22 protein-coding genes are annotated in these 24,717 nt (G+C 55.0%); 12 read left to right on the top strand and 10 right to left on the bottom strand.

Annotated features, from left to right (window positions below; all coding sequences use genetic code 11):
* Position 1: 1 nt before the first annotated feature.
* Genes PUV54_RS14545 through PUV54_RS14535 form a run of 3 tightly spaced genes read right to left on the bottom strand, consistent with a single transcriptional unit; the run spans position 2 to position 3,305 of the window.
* A complete protein-coding gene (locus PUV54_RS14545) occupies positions 2-589 on the bottom strand; it encodes a TadE/TadG family type IV pilus assembly protein (protein WP_274492990.1) in 588 nt (195 codons plus the stop codon).
* On the bottom strand, positions 590-1,180 hold the full coding sequence (locus tag PUV54_RS14540) for a TadE/TadG family type IV pilus assembly protein (RefSeq protein ID WP_274492989.1): 591 nt from the start codon (positions 1,178-1,180) through the stop codon (positions 590-592). It lies immediately after the preceding gene.
* Between the two features lie 10 nt (positions 1,181-1,190).
* Positions 1,191-3,305, bottom strand: coding sequence for a TadE/TadG family type IV pilus assembly protein (locus PUV54_RS14535; RefSeq protein WP_274492988.1), 2,115 nt, complete (start codon positions 3,303-3,305; stop codon positions 1,191-1,193).
* A 526-nt stretch (positions 3,306-3,831) separates the two neighbouring features.
* On the opposite strand from PUV54_RS14535, the gene PUV54_RS14530 reads away from it, so the two are divergent.
* A complete protein-coding gene (locus PUV54_RS14530) occupies positions 3,832-4,830 on the top strand; it encodes a LysM peptidoglycan-binding domain-containing protein (protein WP_274492987.1) in 999 nt (332 codons plus the stop codon).
* A 276-nt stretch (positions 4,831-5,106) separates the two neighbouring features.
* A complete protein-coding gene (locus PUV54_RS14525) occupies positions 5,107-6,078 on the top strand; it encodes an oxygenase MpaB family protein (protein ID WP_274492986.1) in 972 nt (323 codons plus the stop codon).
* Positions 6,079-6,085: 7 nt separating this feature from the next.
* Here the strand turns inward: PUV54_RS14525 and PUV54_RS14520 are convergent, their stop codons facing one another.
* Positions 6,086-7,051: a serine hydrolase domain-containing protein gene (locus tag PUV54_RS14520; RefSeq protein ID WP_274492985.1), complete on the bottom strand. Its 966-nt coding sequence runs from the start codon at positions 7,049-7,051 to the stop codon at positions 6,086-6,088.
* A 266-nt stretch (positions 7,052-7,317) separates the two neighbouring features.
* Between PUV54_RS14520 and PUV54_RS14515 the strand changes: the two genes are divergently transcribed.
* Positions 7,318-7,902, top strand: a complete 585-nt coding sequence (locus PUV54_RS14515; RefSeq protein ID WP_274492984.1) for a winged helix-turn-helix domain-containing protein — start codon at positions 7,318-7,320, stop codon at positions 7,900-7,902.
* 7 nt (positions 7,903-7,909) lie between these two features.
* Here PUV54_RS14515 and PUV54_RS14510 read toward each other — a convergent pair whose 3' ends face one another.
* Positions 7,910-8,428, bottom strand: a complete 519-nt coding sequence (locus tag PUV54_RS14510) for a hypothetical protein (RefSeq protein ID WP_274492983.1) — start codon at positions 8,426-8,428, stop codon at positions 7,910-7,912.
* 129 nt (positions 8,429-8,557) lie between these two features.
* On the opposite strand from PUV54_RS14510, the gene purL reads away from it, so the two are divergent.
* Positions 8,558-11,314, top strand: a complete 2,757-nt coding sequence (gene purL, locus PUV54_RS14505; RefSeq protein WP_274492982.1) for a phosphoribosylformylglycinamidine synthase subunit PurL — start codon at positions 8,558-8,560, stop codon at positions 11,312-11,314.
* Positions 11,315-11,476: 162 nt separating this feature from the next.
* On the opposite strand, the gene PUV54_RS14500 is transcribed toward purL, so the two are convergent.
* The gene (locus PUV54_RS14500) at positions 11,477-12,028 is read right to left on the bottom strand and encodes an LIM domain-containing protein (protein WP_274492981.1); all 552 of its coding nucleotides are present in this window, start codon (positions 12,026-12,028) and stop codon (positions 11,477-11,479) included.
* Between the two features lie 166 nt (positions 12,029-12,194).
* A complete protein-coding gene (locus PUV54_RS14495) occupies positions 12,195-13,541 on the bottom strand; it encodes a sodium-dependent transporter (RefSeq protein WP_274492980.1) in 1,347 nt (448 codons plus the stop codon).
* A 161-nt stretch (positions 13,542-13,702) separates the two neighbouring features.
* Here PUV54_RS14495 and PUV54_RS14490 point away from each other — a divergent pair, with 161 nt between their 5' ends.
* A complete protein-coding gene (locus PUV54_RS14490; RefSeq protein ID WP_274492979.1) occupies positions 13,703-15,631 on the top strand; it encodes a M1 family metallopeptidase in 1,929 nt (642 codons plus the stop codon).
* Positions 15,632-15,636: 5 nt separating this feature from the next.
* On the opposite strand, the gene PUV54_RS14485 is transcribed toward PUV54_RS14490, so the two are convergent.
* Positions 15,637-16,722 (bottom strand): strictosidine synthase family protein, encoded by a 1,086-nt coding sequence (locus tag PUV54_RS14485; protein WP_274492978.1) that lies wholly within the window; start codon positions 16,720-16,722, stop codon positions 15,637-15,639.
* Positions 16,723-16,924: 202 nt separating this feature from the next.
* Between PUV54_RS14485 and PUV54_RS14480 the strand changes: the two genes are divergently transcribed.
* From PUV54_RS14480 to PUV54_RS14455, 6 genes are all read left to right on the top strand, one after another.
* Positions 16,925-17,830: a 2-hydroxyacid dehydrogenase gene (locus PUV54_RS14480; RefSeq protein WP_274492977.1), complete on the top strand. Its 906-nt coding sequence runs from the start codon at positions 16,925-16,927 to the stop codon at positions 17,828-17,830.
* Positions 17,831-18,691, top strand: coding sequence for a Rossmann-fold NAD(P)-binding domain-containing protein (locus PUV54_RS14475; protein WP_274492976.1), 861 nt, complete (start codon positions 17,831-17,833; stop codon positions 18,689-18,691).
* A 74-nt stretch (positions 18,692-18,765) separates the two neighbouring features.
* Positions 18,766-19,428, top strand: coding sequence for a DUF2799 domain-containing protein (locus tag PUV54_RS14470; protein WP_274492975.1), 663 nt, complete (start codon positions 18,766-18,768; stop codon positions 19,426-19,428).
* A 70-nt stretch (positions 19,429-19,498) separates the two neighbouring features.
* Positions 19,499-19,831, top strand: a complete 333-nt coding sequence (gene grxD, locus PUV54_RS14465; protein WP_274492974.1) for a Grx4 family monothiol glutaredoxin — start codon at positions 19,499-19,501, stop codon at positions 19,829-19,831.
* Positions 19,832-19,958: 127 nt separating this feature from the next.
* A complete protein-coding gene (locus PUV54_RS14460; RefSeq protein ID WP_274492973.1) occupies positions 19,959-21,191 on the top strand; it encodes a hypothetical protein in 1,233 nt (410 codons plus the stop codon).
* An 11-nt stretch (positions 21,192-21,202) separates the two neighbouring features.
* On the top strand, positions 21,203-21,874 hold the full coding sequence (locus PUV54_RS14455; protein WP_274492972.1) for a rhodanese-like domain-containing protein: 672 nt from the start codon (positions 21,203-21,205) through the stop codon (positions 21,872-21,874).
* Positions 21,875-21,885: 11 nt separating this feature from the next.
* Here the strand turns inward: PUV54_RS14455 and PUV54_RS14450 are convergent, their stop codons facing one another.
* Together PUV54_RS14450 and phaC are read right to left on the bottom strand one after the other, a co-directional pair.
* On the bottom strand, positions 21,886-22,119 hold the full coding sequence (locus PUV54_RS14450; RefSeq protein WP_274492971.1) for a hypothetical protein: 234 nt from the start codon (positions 22,117-22,119) through the stop codon (positions 21,886-21,888).
* Between the two features lie 76 nt (positions 22,120-22,195).
* A complete protein-coding gene (gene phaC / locus PUV54_RS14445) occupies positions 22,196-24,145 on the bottom strand; it encodes a class I poly(R)-hydroxyalkanoic acid synthase (RefSeq protein WP_274492970.1) in 1,950 nt (649 codons plus the stop codon).
* Positions 24,146-24,195: 50 nt separating this feature from the next.
* Between phaC and PUV54_RS14440 the strand changes: the two genes are divergently transcribed.
* The gene (locus PUV54_RS14440; RefSeq protein ID WP_274492969.1) at positions 24,196-24,663 is read left to right on the top strand and encodes a hypothetical protein; all 468 of its coding nucleotides are present in this window, start codon (positions 24,196-24,198) and stop codon (positions 24,661-24,663) included.
* The last annotated feature ends 54 nt before the right edge of the window (positions 24,664-24,717 follow it).

Genomic DNA, 24,717 nt, shown 5'->3' with positions numbered 1-24,717 from the left:
TTTAAGTCGTGCAATTGTCCTGATCGTCGCAAAGCTGGACGCGATTTGTAACACGCGGCCAGCGGATCGACTGCCGGTTGAAGACAAGCGGCGCCTCGATGACATGGCTCGTCAACGATGGCGAGTAGTTGTAGACCATTTCAACGACAATAATCGATGAGCTGGAGCTGACCACATCATCGTCGCTCAAATTCGTGTAGGCTGCGCCTTCAGCGTATGGAATGCCCCCGGCGTGATCACGGCTCCAATGAACAACCGGGTCGTCATCCGCGTCCAGCACGACGCTGACCAGTTTTAACTGCATACCGTTCGGGTCGTGGGGTTCGACAATCGCCATGACGCCCTCGAACAGATCATCGATGTCAGAGATGTAAAGTTGTTCTGACTGGGCGGCGAGGTCGGCGAGGGTGTTGGCGGAGATCGCAACCTTTCGGTTCACCGTCATGGCGTCCGACGCCTCAACAAGACCGAAGAACATTATGACCAGGACCGGCAGCAACATGGCGAACTCCGTCGCCGCCAGACCGCTCTGGCAGCGCCGCCATTCTTTCAGCAAAGATTTGTTACGATGTCCCATAGCTTTGCTCACCTAGTCTTCTTCGCGATTGTTGAGTTCATAAGGTTCGTTACGGAATATCATTGTTGAAATGATGCGCCGCTGATTGGTGCCCGGTTCGGCGAGGTTGACGCCGATCGCCGGGTTCAGCGTTGTGTAGATGTAGCAAACGCGAACCCTGATGATTTGCAGTTCCTCACCCGGATCAAAAGGAAGGGCGGCGAGATCCTCTGGCGGAGCATCTGCGCAGGTAGGCGGGGTGTTGTTGGCGGCGAGATCCGAAAACGTGTCAAACGTGTCGACTTCCAGCGTCAGGCGGTTTTCACAGCCGCCAAATGATTTCACAATTTTGCAGACCCGGTCATAGAGATCGTCATATTTTTCTTCGTCCGTGCCGTCCCAGCCTTGCACCTGGCCAGTTTTCACGAGGCGCGCCATATCGCCAACAGAAGCGTCCACAACGGAATTGGCGAAATAGAACCACCCGACCTCGAAGATCGAGAACATGATGGTCAGGAACAGCGGCGCAACGATAGCGAATTCCACCGCTGTCGATCCGTCAGCGTCGCTGCGAAACCCTTGTCTTCGCCGTTTCAGTTTATGCATCATATTGAAACGCAACATTGGCGAACCATTACTTACTGATGTGCAGGTCGACGAGATCGGCGGCGATGTCGCCAAACGCGTCTTCCAGATCGTTACCGTCCACGGCGTCATGGAAATACGGCGCCGTGGGTTTTGTCGCGCACGCCTTGAACATGTCGCGCACGCTATTGCTGTCGAGGCCGAACATGATCGTGTAAACGAGATAACCTTCGGCTTTCATGCGATGGCAGACGCGTAACAGTTTATCGTCAAGCTCATCTCTCATTTCCCAATAGGTGTCTTTGCCGACGCCCATGCGCTCTTCGATTGCGAAACCGTACTGACCTTGGGTGGAGCCGTAGTGTGTATTGTTGTCACTGCCGACGACGTTCTCACCGTCCGTCATGATCACAACGGCCTTTTGCCATTTCTCATAATCCTGATCGCCAGGACCGATGCCTTCGGTGAACGGCGCCTCTTTGGAGAGAACCCGCCAGCCCCAGGCGGCGCCATGTGCGATATCCGTGTTGCCGTTCGGGTATAACAGGTCGATATGATCTTCGATATCGTCACGAACGTTCGTGAGCGGAAGAATAGGCGTGGGGCAGTCGACCTCAGCCGAGATATAGCTGGAATTTGGCGTGTCGTACTTGCCTTTATAAGTCAGCGTAACAGGGTCCCACCAGCCGACATAGGCCATACGTAGGAGGTATTCCTGTTTACCGCGACCATGGCTCGCTGACCCCGATCCATTCAGGCCAGTGGAGATACTCAGCTCTGTAAGAAACTCCTTGAAATCATCATTTGTTACGTCGTCGTTTAACAACTGTCGAAAATAATGAACGATCTTGGCGTACTTATCGAACTGGGCATTACCTGCATGCGTGTAGTTATTGTCGTTGACGAAGTAATAGTGGTTTTGCCCGTAAGAGCTTTCCTGAATGCTTCTACCTGAAACATGATAGTCGTCACCATCAGGATCATCGAAGTAATATCCATACCATGGCGTGCCGTAGCTTGTTGTGCCGCTATCGTTGTAATAGCTGCTGTCTGATTCACAATCTTCGCTGTTATTGCAATCGGCAGCGTCAGGCAAGAAAACGGGCACCCAGTTGAAGTTCGCGGAATTGGTCAGTTCGCTTGAGCTGACGGAATACGCTGGCGCGTTATTAAACGCGTCATACATCTCTTCTTCCTGATCGTTTTCCTCGTCGCTATAATCGCCAGGCACCGCCATGTAGGCGTTTAGGTCGGTTGATGACATGGACCCGCCTGGCGGTATATCCAGTTCGTCCAGCGGATAGGGACGTGCTTCGACACACCCCTGCCAATCAGCGCCCGGTGTCGTATTGTAAAGCGAAAAGTGATTGACCTTCGTGTCCATGTCGACATTGCCGTCCTTATCTACATGGAAAAAACGGCGGCCATGATAATATGCAGCCGCGCCAGTGTCGGCCCAAGCGTTAGACCAGCCGCTCGACCCGCCAGGGTTTACGTTGGCGTTAAACGGCACAACGCCGATTTTTATATTCTCACTCGATTCAGCAGAGCCGTAGAGAACGTCAAGCAGGGTATCGACAGCGTCCTTCAGGCTCTCAATCTTTTTGACGCCGTCAATTTTATTGTCCATTGACCCGGTAACGTCGAGTACAAGCGCCAGTTCAACGCGGCCTGAACCTTGTTTGGTAATCTCCACACACTTGTCGATGTTGAGATTTTTGATGCCGGCGACACCGAGCAGATACGTGTCGATCTTGCCGGTGATGCAGGTACCGATGATCGCTTCATCGCCCAAGGCGAAGACAATATTCCAGCCCGGCTCAAGGTTGCTTTCGTAATTGAAGTTCGCTTCGAAAAACTTTCGTCCGTAGTCTTTCAATTCAGATTCTGTAAGGTCGGGATTGGTTGCGGCAAGCTGCGCCATCGCAAGGCTGGCGGCGTCCATGGATTCAACCATGTCGGCCCGCACTGCGTTCCAGCGTGAATAGTCAACCGCGCCGCCTGCAAACAGGAACAACACCGTCGCCATAAATGCGAACAGAAAAACAATGTTGCCGCTGCGATCCTTCGCAAATCGTTTTGCTGTGACTGTCAGATAACGCGCGCGTGTGGATTTAGAATTGCGCTTGCCGCCGACTGCTACACCGGCCTTTTCTACCAGCATAGGAAACTCCCGATACTTTTACCGGTAGCAAAATGCAGCCCTAGCCTTAAGGATTCGTAAGAAGACGTGGTTAACAACCAGGAAAAAGAACAAATGTAAAAATTAGCGTAAAGTTTAGGACACCATTGAGTAGGATTGAGTCTGTCTCCTTAGGGTTTATTCCGTGTAAAAATCTTATGCGATGTTGAGCATATTCTCAGCGCCGATTGGCAATTTTGGCGAATACGAAACCGCGCGATGACTGAGTACGCAAAACTGGGATATGTCCGCCCAAATAGGGACGGTCCCGGTCAAAATCCGGTTTTTTCAAAGATTTCAGCGGGCTCCAGTGCGGGCGGACTTAAAGCTCAAATTTAAGAAGGTGCAATATAAACAATAAGATAAAGCGCTAACTGGCTGTTTTGGTGGAGGTTTTCGTCATTAAGATGCGCAGAGGCAACCCTAAAAAGAATTCATGCGATTTTCGCACCTTCCGCCAGAATCCGTGTTATTAACCATAACTGGAATTTCTGGATGGAGGGGAGCCATGGGTTCTACCTTGGCAATGCGCCGGATGTTGACCGGCGCGGTCTTTATAGCTGGTTTCGCCGCTGCCTCGCCGGCCATGGCGGGACGATGCGGTCATTCTTATGCAGTCGATACGCCGACAACGCTCGCCAAGGTGGCGCGTGCTTGTAACGTGTCTTACGCGGCGCTGGCTGAAGCAAATCGCGGCGTTGACCCCGGTTATGTTCGACCGGGACAGCACTTGGCGGTGCCTGACGAGATTGATAACCCGAGCGATCCGGCGGCGCCTGCGCCCGTTGTCGATCCCGTCGAAACTAGTCCGTCGGTTCAGCATCCTTACATTGCCTCCAGACCGGTTAACTCATATCGCTCCTATTATGATGATCGTGAACAGGTTCGCCGCATTAATGCGAGTGCAAACAGAGAGGCGACAACTTATTTTGACACCGTCGGCGTGTCGCCAGTGCATACGCGCAGGGAATCGCGGTTGAGCTATCAAAAACTGGCGGCGGCGCGCATCCGTGCGGCTGGCGCGCCTGCAACGCCGACCACTATCGCACCAGTTGCCGCGCCGGTCATGGGCGGCGCCTTGAAGACAACAACGATCAGCGCATATCCGACACCGCTAATGGAATGTTCGGTTCTTCGCCGTCAGCAAGACGGAAAAATCCGTCAGGTGAGGGAAGTTAAACCGGTGCCGAATGGCGAGGAAACACCTTTGCATTGCACATCGTTGAAAGCGACTGCACCGCGCCGCGTCATTCTCTCACGCGGTGCTGCGGCTCCTGTTACACAAGTCCGTGGCGATGATCTCACCGTGCTGCGTGGCTTTGTAAGCGCTGTTGACGATCAGTGTGTAACGCTTCGTGCTGATGATGGCATGACCTGGCGCATGCAGGCGCCAGTCGCGGCCCATGACATGCTTGGCAAAGAGGCGACCGTTTGGGCGCAAAGCACTCGCGCGCTGCAATGTGGCGGTCTCGTGCTTGATCATGCAGTTTACGCAGAGAAGCTCTAAAGGAAACGGAACATTCCGTATTTCTGACAAGGCCCGGTTTCGCCGGGCCTTTTGTCTATAGTGATCTTAATTCATTCAGTATGCGTCATGTATTGTCGAAGATAAAAACCATGAGGCCTCTTTCTGTAGTGTGGTCATTACCGAGAGAAAGCTTATCTCTCTGTTGTGCGCCTCCCTGGCAATCGTTCTGACGCAACTTATGAGATTCATCAAATCAAAAGCGCACTTTGCGCGCGTTTGTGATTAGTCGTGAGAAGAACAAATTAGGGCCTCACTTTGGCTGAAACTTTCGCTACACTCAACGAAGCTGGGGTTGGAGTGACGATGCCTGTTGATGCGTTGAGGTCGACGTTACGAAGAGGGGTGGAGAACCGACTTGATAAGGCTGCAAAAGCTTATCTCGGAGACCCCATGCTCGCAAAAATCGACTTCGCCGAGCCGCAAGGGGAGGCTGCGCTCGTCGGTCCCGACTCCGTATCCTGGCGGATATTTAAAAACCCGGTAACGCTTTTTGTCGGCGGAGTCGCCGCCGTAATCCTCGAGTTCGCTGAACCGCGCGTCCGAACAGGGGTATGGGACAACACGACATTTAGAACCGATCCGGTGCGCCGCCTGAAACGTACTGGGCTTGCCGCCATGGTGACTGTTTATGGCGCAAAAAGCGTCGCTGAAAAGATGATCGGCAATGTCAACCGCATGCATGATCGGGTTGCAGGTGTGACGCCCGACGGGTCGCCATATGCTGCAAGCGATCCAGAACTCTTACGCTGGGTGCAAGCGACGGCGGCATTCGGATTTATGGAAAGCTATTCGGCTTATGCGGCGCCGTTAAGCGATGAGGATCGTGACAGATATTACGCAGAAGGGAGGCCGGCAGCGTTGTTATACGGCGCTAACGGTTCGCCGCGTTCGCTTGCGGAGGAGCGCGCTCTTTTCGAAAAGATGATGCCGAAATTGGAGGCGTCTGAAATCATTTTTGAGTTTCTCAATATCATGAAACGAGCGGAAGCGTTTCCGCAGCCTGCCCAATTGGCGCAACACTCGCTTGTCCGCGCGGCTGTTGATATCGTACCGAAAGAAATTCGCGAAATTTTAGGACTGACCAATCGTTATGGTTTGCGCCCTTTTGAAGGTCGTGTCGTACGTCGCATGGCGCGTCGCGCGGACCGGCTGATCTTGCGATCAAGCCCGGCAGTCCGAGCCTGTAAAAGACTGGGGCTGCCGGAGGATTATCTTTATCGGCGTTAGCCGTCTTTTAGTTACTATCGGTTGCATCCATCTGAAATATTTTTACATCAAACAACATTTCCGTAATAACCATCGCAGCAATGTCTGCGTTGATGTCCGGGTTGTTGGACGCGGTGAATATAACCAGGCCGTAGTCAGAATAATCGGTCAAATTCGACGTGAAATGCGGGTTACCGCCATTGTGCCAGTAAGTGCGACCCAGCAGTGGCTCGTCCTGTATCACAAGCCCGTATCCATAATGGCTGGGGACGCCTTCGCCCTCCCGGACCAGCGGGGCTTGCGCCAATTCAATACCGGCATTTGAAACGACTTTCCCGCTAACAAAAGCTTCGCGGAAACGGATCATGTCTTTTGCTGTAGCGACAAGTCCGCCATTGCCGAACAAAGCCCAATGCGCCGACCCGCCCCAACTAGCATCGTCAATCGCTCTACCGTCTTGAGTGAGAAGCGAGCGCCTGGCGTCAAACGTCTTATCGTAACCAATTTTTGTAATACCAGCTTGCCGCAGGACATCGTCTTTCAGAAAATCAGCATAGGATTTTCCCGCCACCTTTTCGATAATCGCAGCAGCTAGCGAAAAGCCGACATTGGAGTAGGCGTAACCCGAGCCGGGTTCAAAAAGCAGGCTGGAATCCATTGCGCGAATCATGAAGTCTCCCTTTGAGAGGTATTCCAGATCATCTCCCACAGCATCAGTAAAACCGGCAGAATGGGTTAGAAGCTGGTGTATTGTTATCCGCGCTTTGTCTTCCGGGGTATTCGGAAAGAAATCACTTAGCCGATCCGCCATTGAGAGTTTGCCTTGATCAACAAGCTTCATCGCTGCAGCGCCGGTTATGGTTTTTGTGATTGAACCGATATCCACAAGCGTGTCTTTGTCAGGGCGGCCGTCTGCAGCGGCGTTGTCACCAAATCCGGCATAGAGAGGCGGGCGGCCATTCACCGACACAGCGACGATTCCCGTGAACCCCATGTCCTCAAGACGGGATTGAGCTCTCTCAAATCGGTCTGAGACCTGATTGGGCGAGGGCGGATGGAGTTGTTGGGCTGCGACGGGAGCTAATGAAGCTAGCAGGATTGCAGTTATTGCGGCTTTGCGAGAATTCTTCGCGGTGAACTGTTGTAGGGCGTTGTTGAAGATGCCTGGCATTCGGGTAAATTCCTGTTTCTGGTTATACTCACCCTAAATTGCCTGCTTTTCGTAGTAGAAAGCCTGAAGGAAACATTTCGAGACGTTTCATGTCGCTAATACAACCGCTGGATAGCACTGAGAACTTAACTGACGGCGCCCCCATTCGCTTTGGCAATGCGCTTTACGATCCTGCATCGCGCATCGTGCATACTGGGGGAAAGGAGTTGGCGCTGGAACCAAAAATTGCGGAGTTGCTTGAGCGCCTCGCTGCAACGGAAGGACCTGTGTCACGAGACACCCTGCTTGATGAGATTTGGGGCGCTGATGGTTCGGACGAAGCGTTAACTCAGGCGATTTCCAAGCTTCGCCGGGCGTTGGGAGATATTAGCCGACCTTATCAGATAATAAAGACGACGCCGCGATATGGCTACGAACTCGAGAAGGCTGCCATGGCTCCGCCGGATGCGCAGCTGTCATCGAATGATTCAAAAAACGCCAAATCAGTTCTCACCGCACATTTTCAACGGCGTCGCGAGTTCTATTTTGGCTCTTTTTGCGGTGCAGCTTTAGTAATTGTAATCATAGCGTTGAATACGATTTTTAATCCCCCTCTCATGATGCAGCGAGAAATCGTTTGTAGCGAAGGGGCGTCCCCATCAGAATGTAGTGACCTGATCAGTAGAGCACAGTAAGTGCGCGCTAACCCGCCCGGCATTCGCGGATCACGCGCCGGTATTCAAGCGCAGGCCGCAGTGAGAAACGCCGACCTTTGACCGAAACCGTGAATGCGCTTTCCGTATTGAGGAGCGTGTCAATGAACATGCTGTTCGCGGGCAGTGCCCCTTCGGCCATTGGGACAGGACCGCCAATGGGACGAAGCTCGATCGTTTCGGTATCGCCATCGGCCTCTATGGTCATGCGTTGGTCGTCACCGGAAACTTCCATAGCGTGACTGAAAAAAACCTGACCTCGCCTGCAACTGATGATGAACACCGCCTCACTGGCGGGCGGGCCAAAGCCGGCCCAGGGATAGCCGTCTGATTCTTTATAATGCCAGTCGCCGGGTTCGGTTTCGACGCTGCGGGCGACATGTCGTTCGGGAGAGTCGGTCGAGCCTTCTTCTCCTGAAACTGTCGTGCTGGCTTCTTCGGACCGCTGGACTTCGCCGCAGGCGGCGAGGATGGCGGCGGCGATGGCGATGACGAACATTTTTCGCATAGGCAGCTCCCTGAGCGCTCCCCCTTAAACCCCTGGCGCTTAAAAAGGTTCCGCTAAGTCGCGTGTCCTATTTGCGCGGAAAGACCAAGCGTCCTAAGGAAGCGGCGAGTTTACCATTTACGGATTCCCATGACCGCCATCACGCCTGAAATCGTCGCCGAACACGGCCTCAATCCTGAAGAATATGAACGAATCAAGACCCATATGGGGCGCGAGCCAAATCTCGTGGAACTTGGTGTCTTTTCGGTCATGTGGTCGGAGCATTGCTCCTACAAATCCTCGCGGCGGCATCTGAAGAAGTTGCCGACTTCCGCCCCTTGGGTGGTGCAGGGGCCAGGCGAGAACGCCGGGGTCATCGACATCGGAACTGACAATGACGGCGTGCCGCTAGTCGCCGTCTTCAAAATGGAAAGCCATAATCACCCGTCATTCATTGAACCTTATCAAGGGGCAGCTACGGGCGTTGGCGGCATCATGCGCGACGTGTTCACCATGGGCGCGCGCCCGGTTGCCAATATGAATGCGCTGCGCTTTGGCGAGATGGCGCATCCGAAAACCCGCCACCTCGTTGCTGGCGTGGTCGGCGGCATCGGCGGTTACGGCAACTGCATGGGCGTGCCGACTGTGGGCGGCGAGACGAATTTCGACGCGGGCTATAATGGCAATATTCTCGTCAACGCTATGACCGTGGGCGTCGCGGAAAAAGCGAAGATTTTTTATTCCGCCGCGCGCGGCGCCGGGAACCCGGTGGTCTATGTCGGCTCGAAGACGGGCCGTGACGGCATACACGGCGCCACCATGGCTTCGGCCGAGTTTGATGACGCCTCTGAAGAAAAACGTCCCACGGTGCAGGTCGGCGATCCGTTTACGGAGAAACTCCTGCTTGAGGCCTGCCTTGAGCTGATGGCGTCTGACGCCATCGTCGCTATTCAGGATATGGGCGCGGCTGGCCTTACGTCTTCGTCCGTTGAAATGGCGGCGAAAGGAGCCATGTTGGGAGAAGGCGGGTTCGAGCTTGATCTCGATTATGTGCCCCAGCGTGAAGAGAACATGACCGCCTATGAGATGATGTTGTCTGAGTCTCAGGAGCGCATGCTGATGGTGCTCAAACCCGGGCGCGAGGATGCGGCGCGCGCGATCTTCGAAAAATGGGGCGTCGATTTCGCGGTCATCGGCGTCACCACCGATACCGGAAGGCTCGTTATCAAGCATCAGGGCGAGACTGTCGCCGATATGCCGGTGCCGCCGCTTGCGGACGATGCGCCAAATTATGACCGGCCGTATGCAACGCTTGAAAAACCAGCGCCCCTCGCTGACCCAAGCGTCACCTATCGTGAGGCGGAAGCAATATTAAAAGCATCCGGCAAGTCTGAAGCCGAGATGCGCGCGATCGCCGAAACGCTTGTTTCCGACCGCCTCTCCGATGCGGCGCTGATCGACGGCGTCGGTATGAGCGTCAGCGAAGGCGAGGCGCGCATTTATGTGCGGTCAAAACCCGAAGGCGTCAGCTTTGACGGGTTCGAGGAAGCCGCGCGTAATCTCGCCACCGGCGGGATGATAGAATCCGCGGAAGTCGAACAGCGCGAGGAACAGTTATCGCTGGCCGACGCGCCCGGCGGCGACACCATGCTGACGGCTCTGGCGCGGCTCATGGGAACGCCAGACCTTTGCTCTAGGAGCTGGATCTGGTCGCAATACGATCACACGGTGATGGGCGACACGGTGATCCATCCCGGCGGCGATGCATCACTCGTTCGCGTGCACGGCACGAAACGCGGGCTCGCCGTCTCAACCGATGTAACGCCGCGCTATGTGAAAGCCGACCCCCATGAAGGCGGCAAGCAGGCGGTGGCCGAAACCTGGCGCAATATTTGCGCAACGGGCGCATCGCCGCTCGCCATCACCAACTGTCTCAATTTCGGCAATCCGGAACGACCGGAAATCATGGCGCAGTTCGTTGGCGCGATAGAGGGCATCGCCGAGGCGTGCGAGGCGCTGAACTATCCCGTTATTTCAGGCAATGTCTCGCTTTATAATGAAACCAACAGCCAGGCGATCCCGCCGACCCCGGCCATTGGCGGCGTCGGTGTTCTGGAGGATGTAACGAAAGCGGTGCGCGTTGGCGGCGCCGAAGCAGGTGAGGAACTGCTCGCCATTGGTGTTACGCGCGGACATCTGGGGCAGTCTTTATATTTGCGTGATCTCTTCGATATTGCCGATGGCGCGCCGCCGCCAGTTGATTTGGAAGGCGAGCGCAAGACCGGCGAACTCATCCGTAAGCTGATCGATGAAGGGCTCGTAACTGCCTGTCATGATGTCGCCGATGGCGGCTTGATCGTCGCTGCAGCCGAAATGGCGCTCAGCGCGGGCCGCGGCCTTAACCTCACAACGCCGGTGAAGGCGCGCAAGGCCGCCTTCTGGTTCGGGGAGGATCAGGGGCGTTATCTTGTCGCCGCCGCGCCCGCCGCCGCCGACACGCTGCTTTTGAAAGCTGCGATGGCCGGCGTCCAGGCCTCGAAAATCGGCCGCTTCGGCGGGCCGGACATCACGCTTGACGGTAAGGATGCGATTTCACTCCTTGATTTGTCTGATATTTTTGAAGCCGCCCTGCCGGATTACATGAACGCCCAAACCAGAAAGGAGGCCGCTAATATGCCCATGGCCGCCGACGACATCAAAAAGCTCATCATCGACGCGCTGCCGGACGCGGAAATCGAACTCGAAGACCTCGCCGGCGATAATGATCACTGGCGCGCGCGCATCACCTCATCTGCTTTCAACGGCAAGTCCCGCGTGCAACAGCATCAGTTGGTCTACAGAGCATTAAAGGGCCGCATGGGCGGCGAATTGCACGCCCTGGCGCTGGAGACAGAGGCGAAAGAGTGAGCCCAACCCGCTCATCCCGGCGAAGGCCGGGATCCAATTGTGAGATTTCGATACTTATCTCCTAAGCACTATGGGCGATACGGTCATGGACAGGGGAATGTTTCTCCCAACGGTTTAGAATTTTTTTCAATTTTTTTTAGTCAGGTTAAAGAAGGCACAGCCTCACGCTACAGAATATATAAAACTTTCGCCGTCATACGTATCATAGGCGATCGCCAGTATGCTCGCTTGTCTTTGGTGTCTGTCTAAGTCAAACCAGCTAAGCTGAAACGGCCTGTCAAACAATATTAGTAAAACATCGAATCCAATGTCATACTTCACGAATCCACAAAGCAGTTCTGAATTCATGTCCGCTAATGGCGCCGAAACGTACGTCACGCCGTCTTTTGTAAATCGGTACGGACGAGATTTTATTTCAAAATCCTCGCCTTCCGGGAAATCTTTTTCGGTCGCAATCAACATTTGAGCGCAAACAAAACACTCTTCATTGCCGTTCGATATTGCATTGAACACCCGTAATAATGCTGGAACAGTATCATCCCATCCCGTCAGCACGCCTTGGCGCAGCGACTCCGACCGCTCTTGAGAAGTGTTCAATGGCACGAGCGCCCGAAATGGTTTTTCATGTAATAGTTGATGTGCGAGCAAGCCTGCACCGTTTTCGGGCTTGCGTCCGGCAATATACTCTTTGGCATTGTCTACTATGACGGACATGATTATATGCATAGGACTGTCCCGAAGTAATTTCATCTGGCGCTTGATTAATTACCTTAAAGCGTAGGGTGCATTAAGGTGAAAGCGCAATGCGCCGTTTTAGGCATCTACAAATATCTGGATCCCGGCTTTCGCCGGGATGAGCGGGGTTGGATTCAGTCATCCATCAGCCCGACAGCATACGGTTCAACCCAAAATCGAACCGCGCATCAATCCCGAGCAATAAAATCAAAATCACCGCGATTGGCGCGAGATAGCGCACGAAAAACCGCCAGAAGCGGAACATGGGCTCGCTGGCGTGGTGGATTTCGCCGCGCATGACTGCACGCGGGGCGATCCACCCGGCGAGAAGGGCGCTCCCCAAAGCGCTAAGCGGCAGGAAGATGCTGCCCGCCGCATAGTCGATATTCTCCGCCATGCCTGGCGTTATGATGCTGACCGCGCCAAGGCCGAAGGCGAGGGCGCCGAATATCGCGACGGAGAGCATGCGCTTGATGCCGAATACTTCTTCGACGAACACCACGGTGATGAGCAGCATGGAAATCGATGTCGTCAGCGCGGCGATAAAAGCGAGGAAGAAAAAGAACCCGCCGACAAACTGACCGCCCGGCATGCCGGCGAAAATCTGCGGCAGGGCGTCAAAAATCAGCCCCATGCCTGCCGCAGGGTCGAGGGCGAAAGCAAACACAATCGGAAAAATCATCAGCCCGGCGAGGAGCGCGACAATGGTGTCGGCGCTGACGATGACGATGCTACTGGTCGAAATGTTTTCCTTTTTGTTGAGATAAGCGCCGTAGGTGATCATCGCCGCCGATCCGACTGCGATCGAATAAAACGCCTGCCCAAGGGCGGCGAGCACCGTTTCCGCCGTCACCTGATCAAAACGCGGCGCGAAGAGGTAATCGATTGCGCGCCCCGCCGCACCGGTTGATAGTGAATACGCGCCAAGCCCCGCCAGCATGATGAAGAATACCGGCATCAGGATCGTCACCATGCGCTCGACCCCGTCTTTAAGGCCGCGCGCGACAATCGCCATGGTCGCGGCGATGAAAACTCCGTGCCATAAAACTGCGTGCGTGTTGTCTGCGTAAAGCGGTAATTCGCCCGTGTTCTCACTTGCGAACACGCCGGAAAACGACATCAGCGAAAACGACAGGATCTGACCGGCGACGACGCTGTAGGTGGTCAGCACCATGTAGCTTGCGAGAATGCCAATCAGACCGACCGCGCCCCATAACGCCGAGTGGCCCGACTCTTTCGCCAGCTCGCGCGTTGATCCGACAGCGGATAATCCCTTGTGCCGCCCAATAGCGATCTCGGCGATCAGAATCGGCAGGGCGATCAGAAAGACGCACAAGAGATAGATGAGCACAAAAGCCGAGCCGCCGTTCTGCCCGGCCTGAAACGGAAACCGCCAGAGATTGCCAAGACCGATGGCGCAGCCGATGGCCGCCATCAGAAAACCGAAACGAGAGGTCCATTGCGGGCCTGCGCCGCCTGCTGGTCCGGCCATAATTTGCTCCCTCAGTCTTTTCGGCGCGAGAATCGGCGCTTTTCTTTACTATAGACGCGAAGTAATGGCGCGAATAGCGACGAAAGAAGATGGATAGCGCCTTGCTCAGCCGTTGCGCCGCTTTTACTGTGCGGCGAATTTGAAACCGTAAGGGGATTTCCATGCGTATCAGCGCCGCCGCATCTGTTGTTTCGTTATCCGTTCTTGCTCTGGCATGTTCCAGAAATGATCAGGCCAGCGAACCGGAACCAAGCGCTTCGGACGCGCCTGGCGTTGAGCAGGAAGCGAGCTGGCCTGCGCCAACGGCGGCTGATATCCGCGACCCGTTCACTTATGCAAACTATCAGGATGTGCGCGTTACCCATGTTGACCTTGATCTGGCTGTCGATTTTGAAACGAAAACGCTGACCGGTACTGCGGAACTCGATTTTGAACGGCTGTCGGATGATGTATCGGCGCTCGTGCTCGACGCTAACGATCTTAACATCGAAATGATTGAGACGCATGCGGATGGCGACTGGGTGACAACAAGTTACGATTTGGGCGCTGATGACGACATCATGGGCTCGCGTCTTGAAATTGCGCTGCCTGACGGCGCGGATAAGGTCCGCGTTACCTACGCCACCAGCCCGGAAGCGGAAGGCATTCAGTGGCTGTCGCCGGAACAGACGGCCAGCGGCGAACATCCATTCCTGTTCACGCAGTTTCAGCCATTGCTGGCGCGCACCATGGTTCCGTTGCAAGACACGCCCGCCGTGCGCATCACCTATGACGCGCGGATTACGACGCCGCCTGAATTGATCGCGATCATGAGCGCGCGTCAGGACCCGACTGGCGAGCGCGATGGCGATTATTCCTTCAGAATGTCACAGCCGATCCCGTCTTATCTGTTGGCGCTTGCTGTCGGCGACATCGAATTCCAGGCGATCAACGATCACATCGGCGTTTATGCGGAAGAGTACATTCTTCAGGCTTCCGCTGAAGAGTTTGAAGACACGCCAAAGATGGAAGAGGCGATGGAACGGCTCTACGGACCATACTTGTGGGACCGCTATGACCTGATCGTATTGCCGCCGAGCTTTCCGTTTGGCGGGATGGAGAACCCACGCCTTTCCTTCATGACGCCAACGCTGATCGCCGGCGACAAGAGCCTGACCAATGTCGTTGCGCATGAGCTTGCGCACTCATGGTCCGGCAATCTTGTTACCAACGCCACCTGGCGTGATGCGTGGCTCAATGAAGGCTTCACGAGCTATGTCGAAAACCGCACCATGGAAGCGCTTTATGGTGAGGAGCGCGCCGTGATGGAACGGCACCTCGATAAAGCCAGCCTGATGCGCGATGTGCAAGAAGCCGAGCGCCCCGCCTTGACAGCGTTGAAAATGCCCGCCGACCTCGCGCATCCCGATGATGCGTTCAGTCAGGTGTCTTATGCGGGCGGCATGTTCTTCCTGAAATTTCTGGAAGAACGCTTCGGCCGGGATGCGTTCGACGCGTTCTTGCGTTCCTATTTTGACGAATATGCCTTTCAAAGCATTACGACGGCGGATTTTCTTTCTTATTTCGAAGATCATCTGTGGGCGGATCAGCCGCAAGCCGTAACGAAAGAAGAAATCGATGCATGGGTCTTCGAACCGGGTTTCCCGGACACGATCGAAGACCCGCAATCCGATGCGTTCGAGCGAGTGTCGGCACAGATGGATACGTGGCTTGGCGGCGGCGACGTGAGCGGCTTGCAAACGTCTGAATGGACGACTCATGAATGGCTGCATTTCATCAACAATCTGCCGGAAGATATTTCGATTGATCAGATGAGTGCGCTTGATGGCCAGTTTGACCTTTCAACCTCACAGAATGCGGAAATCGCCAACGCCTGGTATCTGAAAGCTATCAAGGCGAGTTATGAACCTGCGTTCGAACCGCTTGATGCATTCCTGATCCGTGTGGGGCGCGGCAAGTTCATTTACCGGCTCTATCAGGCGCTGGTGGACAATGGCCGTCGCGAGTGGGCGCAAAGCGTTTATGAACGCGCGCGTCCGGGTTATCACCCTATCGCCCAGCGGCGTATTGACGGGATCATGGCTGGTTAGGCGCCTTAGGTTTCAGCGGGGCGTCCGCGCAGCAATATCTCCAGCATCGGGCAGACCAGAACGTGCCCGTCGAAAACGGCGCCGACGATGAGCGTGTTCGCCCATACGGCGCCGACAGACGATCCATTAATCTCGCCATTGATGGAGATCAGAACGTCGGACGTAACGCCATTGCGCGGATTAACGCGAACAACATGGGACGGCGCGATGGTGTTTTCGTCTTTCGCGTGGTTTAGAAACTCAAATATTTTCGAATGTCCCGCGACCCATAGAGCGCCGTCCTGCGAGACTTCGATATTATCCGGCGCCGTATCGACTTTTAGCGTTTTGATGCGTTTTAGCGCGTTGGTTTCCGGATTGCGCTCGAAAACGAGGACGCGCCGCTTTAACAGTTCTGCAACATAAATCGCGGCGCCGTCGGCAGACTTGTTGATGCCGTTAGCGTAGGCGATGCCGCCCTTGACGATGCGTCCATTCTCGCCATCAAAATAAGCAACGCTCGCAAGTGGCAGCGCGAGATACCCTTCGATTGTCCCGAGAATTCTGTTTTTGAACCCTTTGTCATTGGTAACGTAAAACTGACGCGGACCCACCGCCACAAGGTCATTGGGAGACTTCATTGCCGGGAATGAAATCGTCTCTACATGTGTGAGATCGCCATTCGCACCAATGTCGAAAATTTCCACCGTCTCTTCACCGGACGGCGGATGGTTGACCACAAACAGTCGCTTCGAACCATCATCCCCACGCCACAGGCTGATGCCGTGGGGCAGGAAGTTGTCCATGGGAGGCGATACACGGCGCACGCTCGCGCCGTCGAGCGTCATGGCGTAAATGCCGTTTTGCGGATTGATCGCGCCTTCGCCGCCCTGGAACCATGCGCGGCGGTCAGCCGCAGAAATGAATGCAAGCCCTAGTTCAGCGTCGATGGTTACGTCTTCGGTGCCAGGGGCGATATCAACGCGGGCGCACTGATCAGCGAGTCGGGTATTCAACTCCGCATTAATGCCCGATGCGGGGACAATGTGCAGAATGGACCATCCGACCGCTGCAATGAGCAAAAGGACAACGCCGCCAATGATATACCGCATACTTCCTCGCCATACTGGCATGAGAGGCTACCCCACGGGACAAGCCTAGCCCAGCAACCCCGCATACGCCAGATATTGTCAAATATCGCAAACTTTCGTCTGTTTGCCGGGGATTCGCCTCATATCGACTGTAATGAAAGCCAGACCGATGAAGTCAAAAATAGCCAGCCCAAGACAATTTCCAGGAGCGCTCGCGGGCATCATGCGCCAGAAATATGACGTTTGTGAGCCTGAGCGCGCGACGGCGAGCCCTGAAGAATTCATGGCGATGGCGGAGGGAACGGCAGTGATTTTCGCCACGGCGTTTGATGAAATGGACGCCGGTTTCATCAATGCGCTTCCCGACAGCGTTAAATTCATCGCTTCCATCGGGGTGGGCGTCGATCACATTGACCTTGACGCTGCAAAAGCGCGCGGCGTGATGGTGTCAAACACGCCGGAGGTCACCACGGCCTGCCTCGCCGACACCACTATCGGATTGATTATCGCCGCCTGCAGACGCTTTCGCGAAGGGCTGGATGTGGCGCGAACAGGCGAGGGGCGCGGCATGCTGACGCCGGAAAGCTGGGGCCTGCGCGTATCTGGCAAGACCCTCGGCATTGTCGGCATGGGTAATGTCGGACGCGAAGTCGCCAAGCGCGCCCGGGCGTTCGACATGAATATTATCTATACGACGCCGCGGCCATCCGCCGATATCGATCAAGCTTACGATGCAAAGGCTGTATCACTTGATGAGTTGTTAAAGCAGGCGGATGTGATTTCCCTGCATTGTCCGCTAAAGCCGGAAACCCACCATCTGATTGATGCATCAGCGCTGCAGAACATGAAGTCTACGGCTGTCATCATCAATATTTCACGCGGGCCGGTTATTGATGAGCTGGCGCTGATTGATGCGCTGAAGACAAAAAAGATTTTCGCCGCCGGGCTCGATGTGTTTGAAACGGAACCGGGGCCTATTCGCGAAGAATTATACATTCTGCCCAATGTGTTCTGTTTGCCGCATGCTGCGTCTGCGACTGTCGAAAGCCGTTCGGCCATGGCCATGCGCGTGTTGTCGAACATCGACGCCTATTTTGAAAATGGCGTGCCCATCGACCGGGTGGTTTGATTGCCGGACAAGCTCAACAAGATTTTAGTTGTCGGTGCTGGCGGCGCTTTGGGGCTGGAGATTTCGCGGCTCGCATCCGCACGCGCAAAAAAGGTTATCGGTACATATCGCACGAAACGTGAGGGCGTTGAACAAGCGATAGGCGAAGCGGGCGCCATTCCCATCCGGCTTGATATCGATGACCGAAAATCAGCACGCATGCTGATCGAAGACTGTGATGCTGCTATTTTCACGCCCATCCTGAGTGTTTCGTCGGTGGCCGCGCCCAATCTGGGCGACAAGCCGGCGATATTCTTCTCAAGCAATAACGTAGCGATTGATCCTGGCGCCGAGGTGTACGCGACGTTGTTAAGAGCGGAATGTTCGGTTCGCGAGGCGGCGCCGCAAGCGGTGATTTTGCGCCCGACCATGATCTATGGCTATGCCGGTGATGGAAACATGGCGTCGTTGGTGGCAGCCATGCGGCGCTGGCCGGTTATGCCGTTGTTCGGAAACGAAAGCGCGTTACAGCAGCCGGTATTTTATAAGGACCTTGCAAACGCCGCTGTTAATGCGTTGTTTGATGGCGCGGCTTGCGGCAAGACGAAAGCCGTGTCCGGTCCGGCTCCTGTATCCAAGCGCGCGCTCTATGCGGCGGCTGCGGCGGTGTCAGGGAAAAAGTCGCGCATCGTAACCCTGCCATCATCGCTGTTCGCAAATGCGCTTGCGGTTTTTGAGGGGCTTGGACTCAAAATGCCGGTGTCATCGGCTCAAATACGAAGAAGCGATCTCGACAAAATCCCCAAAGGTGAAGACGTAATCCTTACGCCAACGACGCTGGAAGAAGGGCTGAAGGACTTTTCTGGCGATAATTTGAAGTAATTCCAAAATACTCTCTAAGAGAGCCTTAACGGCGTGTCTTCATTCTTTTCCTCAGGGAAGTAGGGGATACGCCCATGCGAAAGTTTTATGCGCCTGTTATAGCGCTAAGCATTGTTGGTTGCGCAGGCATCTCGAAAGAGGAATGTCTTTATGCGGACTGGTCCGCCGTCGGCTATGAAGATGGCGCGGCCGGACGGCCAGTATCCGCCGTCTCTCACCGGCGGTCGGCTTGTGCAAAGAAGGCTGGCGTCACGGTCGATATGGTTGCCTATAACGCCGGGCGCGCCGAAGGGCTGAAACTTTATTGCCGGCCATCGAATGGCTATTCCATTGGCGCTGCGGGCGGACGTTATTACGGCGTTTGCACGGACGGTTCCGAACGCCTGTTTCTTTCGGCTTATGAAAGCGGGCGGCGTTTATTTTCTCTGGAACAGGATGTCGCCACGGCTGAAGGACGGTTGCATCAGGCGGAAGCCGATCTGCACAACACCGACGTTGCTATTGCGAATACGCAGATGGCGCTGGTCTCGCCGTCAACGCCCATGGCCGACCGCCCGGCGCTGCTTGTGGAGATGAAAGAGCTTTACGAGCGCAAGGAAGACATAAACGCCGCCTTTCCCCGCCTGAACCGCGATCTTTATGAGGCGGAACGCGCCCTTGCGGATTATGAAGATCATTTGGCCTATAACGGTCCATTGCCGCATTCAGCGACTGAGCCCACAAGGGCTGGTTACTAGGGCCTGTTTACCTGCCCTTGACGGCGGCCCGGCTGGCGCCTAGCTAACGGTCAGACGTCAGGAGATGAGTATGAGCGACGCGGCCCACACGGATATCAAAGCGAAAATCGACGCCAGCCCGGTGATGCTGTTCATGAAGGGCACGCCGCAGTTCCCGCAATGCGGATTCTCTTCTGTCGTTGTTCAGATTCTCGATCATCTCGGCGTCGAATATACTTCCGCCAACGTCCTTGAATCTGACGATCTGCGCCAGGGCATCAAGACGTTTTCGGATTGGCCGACAATTCCGCAGCTTTATGTGAAAGGCGAGTTTGTCGGCGGCTGTGATATCGTCCGGGAAATGTTTGAACAGGGCGAACTGCGCGGCTTTCTGGAAGGCAAAGGCGTACCCGTCGCGGCCTGACCACCCGATCTTTCTATAGTGAGCTAGGATTTACAGCGTTTGCTTGCGGGCAATCGCTCAAGTCTTTGTGAATCACCCCTAAACTGCTAAATAGATCGCCTGCATTCAGCAGACGCGGGGGATCATCATGGGTTGCATTCGATTTTTTGGTTTTGGCCTCACGGCTTTAGCGGCGGCTTGTTCAGGCGGCGGCGATTCCGTCGAAGAAGGGGTGCAAGACATGATGCCCGCTCAGATTGCGACTGCAGATGTGCAGCAAATAGAAAATGGCGAACAGAGCGCTTCAACGCCGGCGTCTGGGCAAACGCGGGGCAGGCAAGCGAGTGTAAAGGCCCTGCCTGACGGCGCGGTTCGCGTAAAACGAATAGAGATCATTGACCGGCACGGGTTTGAAAAACCAATGGCAGCGATGACCATGCTTGTTCCTGCCGACTGGCAGGGCAAGGGCGGCATCGTCTGGGGACATAATACCAATTGCGGCGCCGGGTCCGGCTACACCACTGATTTTTACGCTGCATCGCCCGACGGGTTATCGCGCGCGCATCTGTTTCCGTCCTACACTTGGGTCTGGAATAATTTCAGCGGCGGCGCCGGAGCAGGAGGTTGCCCATTTCTCCAGATCCGCAATGTCGAGGGCTACCTGAATTATCTTGTCTCCCAGACTCGCGGCGGTGCGCGCGTGCTCGACTTTCGTCCGCGCCCAGACATTGCTGCTACGTACAAGCAACTCGAATCCAATATGCCGATGGCGGGCGGCGAAATGCGTAGCTGGGTTGAATCCGGCGAGGTCTTGATCGCTTATAATGAAAACGGAACAGAGTTGCGGGAATCAATCGCCGCTGCTGTTGTTTTCAATATGACCATCCAGCATGCTTCCATGGGCATGCCTGCGAGCGAAATCATCACTGGCGCCGCAATGCCGGGTTTCGCTATGCGCGCGCCAAGCGGCCAGCTTGATTTTGAGTTTACGGAAATGTTGCGGAAAACAATCCGCCAAACGCCCGAGTGGTCACAGCGCATTGCGCGTCACAATTCAAAGATCGCCCAGACCAACCTTAAAGGCGCGCGGGACAGGTCGCGAATTATAGCGCAGACGGGCGAGGAAATCAGGCAGATTCAATCCGACACATGGCGCACGCAAAGCGAGAGTTTTGACCGCATGTCACGTGAAACATCTGAATCAATCCGCGGCGTCGAAACTTATAACGATCCCTATTATGGCGGGACTGTTGAGCTTGACCATACTTACGACAGCGCATGGCAATTGAATGACGGCACCTATGTGCTGACCAATGACACGATGTTTGAGCCGTTTCGCGATCTTGGCGTCGATGGTCAACGGTTAAAGGCCGTGGAATAGAGGGGATGACGATGAGATCGATTATAGCGCTTTTGGCGGCATGCAGTTTGATTGCAACGCCGCCCGCCTTTGCGCAAGACAGCTTTGGCGGCAAACCAACAAAACAGAATACCCAGCCCGCGCCGGTGCAAAATCAGCAGGGTGATAATCGCGTGCAATCTCAGCAGCCTAATGTGAGCCAGCCGCAACAAAATGTTACGAATAAAGCAGCGCCTCACTCTGACCCGCAAAGCGCGGCGGAATTGCAAGATTACGGCGTCGCTGCGACAAACCAGCTTCATACTGGCGCCATGCACGGGCCTACCCCGGCAAGTATTCCGGGCGGACAGGTCATTACCACGAAAGGCGTCGCGGAATTGATGCAAGGGGGCCAAACGCCTTATCTGGTGCTGGATATTCTTGGCGGGCAGGAAATTATTCCCGGCGCTGTCTTTGCTGTTCCTGCGCATCAGCCGGGTAATTTTAATGATCAGACGCAAAATGAGTTCAGCAGGTTCTTGATGCAGATGACCGGCGGCAACAAAGAAGTGCCACTGATCCTTTACTGTCAGTCAACGCAATGCTGGATGTCATACAATGCTGCGTTGCGCGCCATTAATATGGGGTACACGAACGTGTTATGGTATCGAGGCGGCATCGAAGCGTGGAAAGCAGCCGGTCACCAGACGACGTATCCGCAATAACCTAACTAAACTTACGGCAGCGGGTTTGTGAGCAGCAACTCGTCGTCTTCCTGTGCAGGCGTGAGATCCGGCGGCACATCTGAAAACATAAGTTTTGCCGGCGCTTTCGACAATTGATGGGAAAGCTGATCTTGTTCTTGCGCCCTTAACCGCCTGAACAGCGCATCTGCACGCGCGCTTCGCGATTGTGACGTGGTTCCCAACCGCAGGAATAACTCCTGCGTCGTCGTATCCATCCGGCTCATCGAAGCCCCCCGGCCTGTTATTCCGAAGCGCTCAGGGTGATTCGTTATGGTTAACGAAAGATTAACGACGCGAGCGTCAGGCTTTTACTTTCACATATGAACCGGGTGCATCCTCAATCGGTTCGAGTTTGCCGTCGCCCGGCGTGCGCGCCGGAACCTTACCCGGGCTGACATGGTTCAGCCAGTCAATCCAATACGGCCACCACGAACCTGGCGCCTTTTCGGCCTTGGCTTTCCACTCGTCGAGCGAGCCAGGCAATTCAACATTTGTTGAGTGGTGATATTTGTGTTTGTCCGGATGATTGACGACGCCAGCGATATGGCCAGATCCGGCGAGCATATACTGCACCTTGTCGTTGCCTTTAGACGCAAATAAACGCGCTGTTCTGTAAACGGAGTTATGAGGCGCGATGTGGTCAGTTTCGCCTGCCTGCATGAAAATGGGTATATCGACCTCACCAAGATCAAGCGCTTCGCCATCTATGATCATCTCGCCCTTGGCGAGGCGATTATGTTGATAGAATTCGCGCAAGTAAAACAGGTGCACCTTTTTCGGCATGCGCGTAGCGTCGGAATTCCAGAACAAGAGATCGAACCGCGCCGGGTCTTTGCCTTTCAGGTAGTTGTCGATCACGAAAGACCAGATCAGATCGTTGGAGCGCAGCATGTTGAATGTCGTCGCCATGGCGCGTCCTTCGAGCACGCCGCCGGCCGCATCCATTTGCTTTTCGATAGCGTCGAGCTGTTCGTCATCGACAAACAACAAGAGATCGCCCGACTCTTTAAAGTCGGCTTGCGCCGTAAAGAATGTCGCCGAGTTCACCCGGTCATCGCCTTTACGCGCCATCAGGGCGAGAGCGGTAGAGAGCATGGTGCCGCCAATGCAATACCCGATCGTATCGGCGCGCTTCTCGCCGGTTGCTTTTTCGACAGCATCGAGCGCCTCGAACAGACCTTGTTTGATATAGTCTTCGAAAGTTTTGTCTTTCAACTCGGGGCTGGGGTTAACCCACGACATGACGAATACGGTGCGCCCTTGTGAGACAAGCCACGAAATGAACGAGTTCTTCGGCTGCAAATCCAGAATGTAGAATTTGTTGATCCACGGCGGAACAATAAGCATCGGCGTCTTCGCGACTTCATCCGTCGTCGGCGAATACTGGATCAACTGAAAAATCTCGTTCTGAAAGACGACCTTGCCTGGTGTCGTGGCGACATTTTCACCAAGTTTGAAAAAATCGAGGTCAGCCTGCCTGATCGCCAGTTCGCCATGACCGCGATCAATGTCTTCAAGCAGGTTCTTGAGACCCTTTAAAAGGTTCTCTCCCTTGCTCTCTATCGTTGCTTCGACGACTTCAGGATTCAGCATGGCGAAATTCGACGGAGAGAACGCGTCGATGAATTGCCGGGTAAAAAACTCCGCTTTCTTCTTTTCGTGTTCGTCATCGAAATCAACTTGATCAATCGTCGTTTCGAGCCAGCGGGCGAAAATCAGGTAAGACTGCTTGATGAAGTCAAGCATGTGATTTTCATTCCACGCAGGGTGGGCGAAACGCTTGTCGCCCGGCGTCGGTGAGATGGCGGGCTTCACACTTTCCCCGGCCATGCGTTGCGACATGGTCGCCATCAGCTTGGCGTAGTCGCCATAGAGATTGAACTGGCGCTGCATAACAGTGCCGGGATCCATGGAAAGACCTTTCATCATTTCCTGAAAGGCTTCTCCCACGTTCAATGGGTCGCTCGGCAATTCGCCCGTATAGCGGCGCATGTCGGCGTTTCGGTCGAAAAACTCGCGAATCACTTCCTGGCTGCGGCCGCTAATGTCCGTCAGGTACTCCGACAAAGCATCGAAATCCTCATAGAGCGACTTCGGCGGCGGCGGCAGTTGAGGTTCCTGAGGGTTCTCAACCGAGGCCATGCGGGAGGGATGAGGCTTCGCCGTCGTTTTATTGACGGCCTCACTAGTCTTTCCGCCCGTTTTCTTGGGCTTTTTCGGCTTGGCTGGTTTGTCTTTCGCTTGCGTCATGGCGCCAGATAGGGGTTAAAGGGTTCTGATTACCTTTATAGGATGGCTGCGTGTCAGGTGTAAAACAATCCAGCGCTTTATTTGCATCGCTATTGGCGGGTTTTGCCGTCTCAGGCTGCGCGAATAGCGAGCTGGCGCGATTTGCGCCGCCGGGACTTGTGAAAGTCGACAGGATAACCGATCCCGAACCGGTTAACCCGAACGTGGCGGCGCGCATCGCCGAGCGTAAGGCGGAGCCGGGCTCGGGCGAGTTTCCGGTCCTGTCAGAAACCCCCAGCGCAAATGCTCGTCCAAAAAAACCTTCCGAAGCCTCTGTTGAGGCGGATTTGAATGCGCTAGCCAGCGCGCGCGACACGCTCGAGAGCAATATGGCCAAAGCGCGGGCGGAAGCTGAAGCAGAAGCGGAGGACACGCGCAGGCTGCCCGAACGGCGAGATTCCCTGAAAGTTGAGGTCGACAAAGACGCTCAGGCGGCGGCGCTCGAACGCCGGGAAAAACTTGAGGCCCCGCCTGAGTAATACTCTCCAGTGCGGCGCAAATCTGTGTGAAAAATTAACAAGGAACGAAAGACC

Origin of the sequence: Hyphococcus flavus (assembly GCF_028748065.1) — a bacterium.
Classification (GTDB): Bacteria; Pseudomonadota; Alphaproteobacteria; order Caulobacterales; family Parvularculaceae; genus Hyphococcus; species Hyphococcus flavus.
The sequence above is the reverse complement of the archived record's forward strand: the minus strand, read 5'-3'. Positions and strand labels throughout refer to the sequence as shown.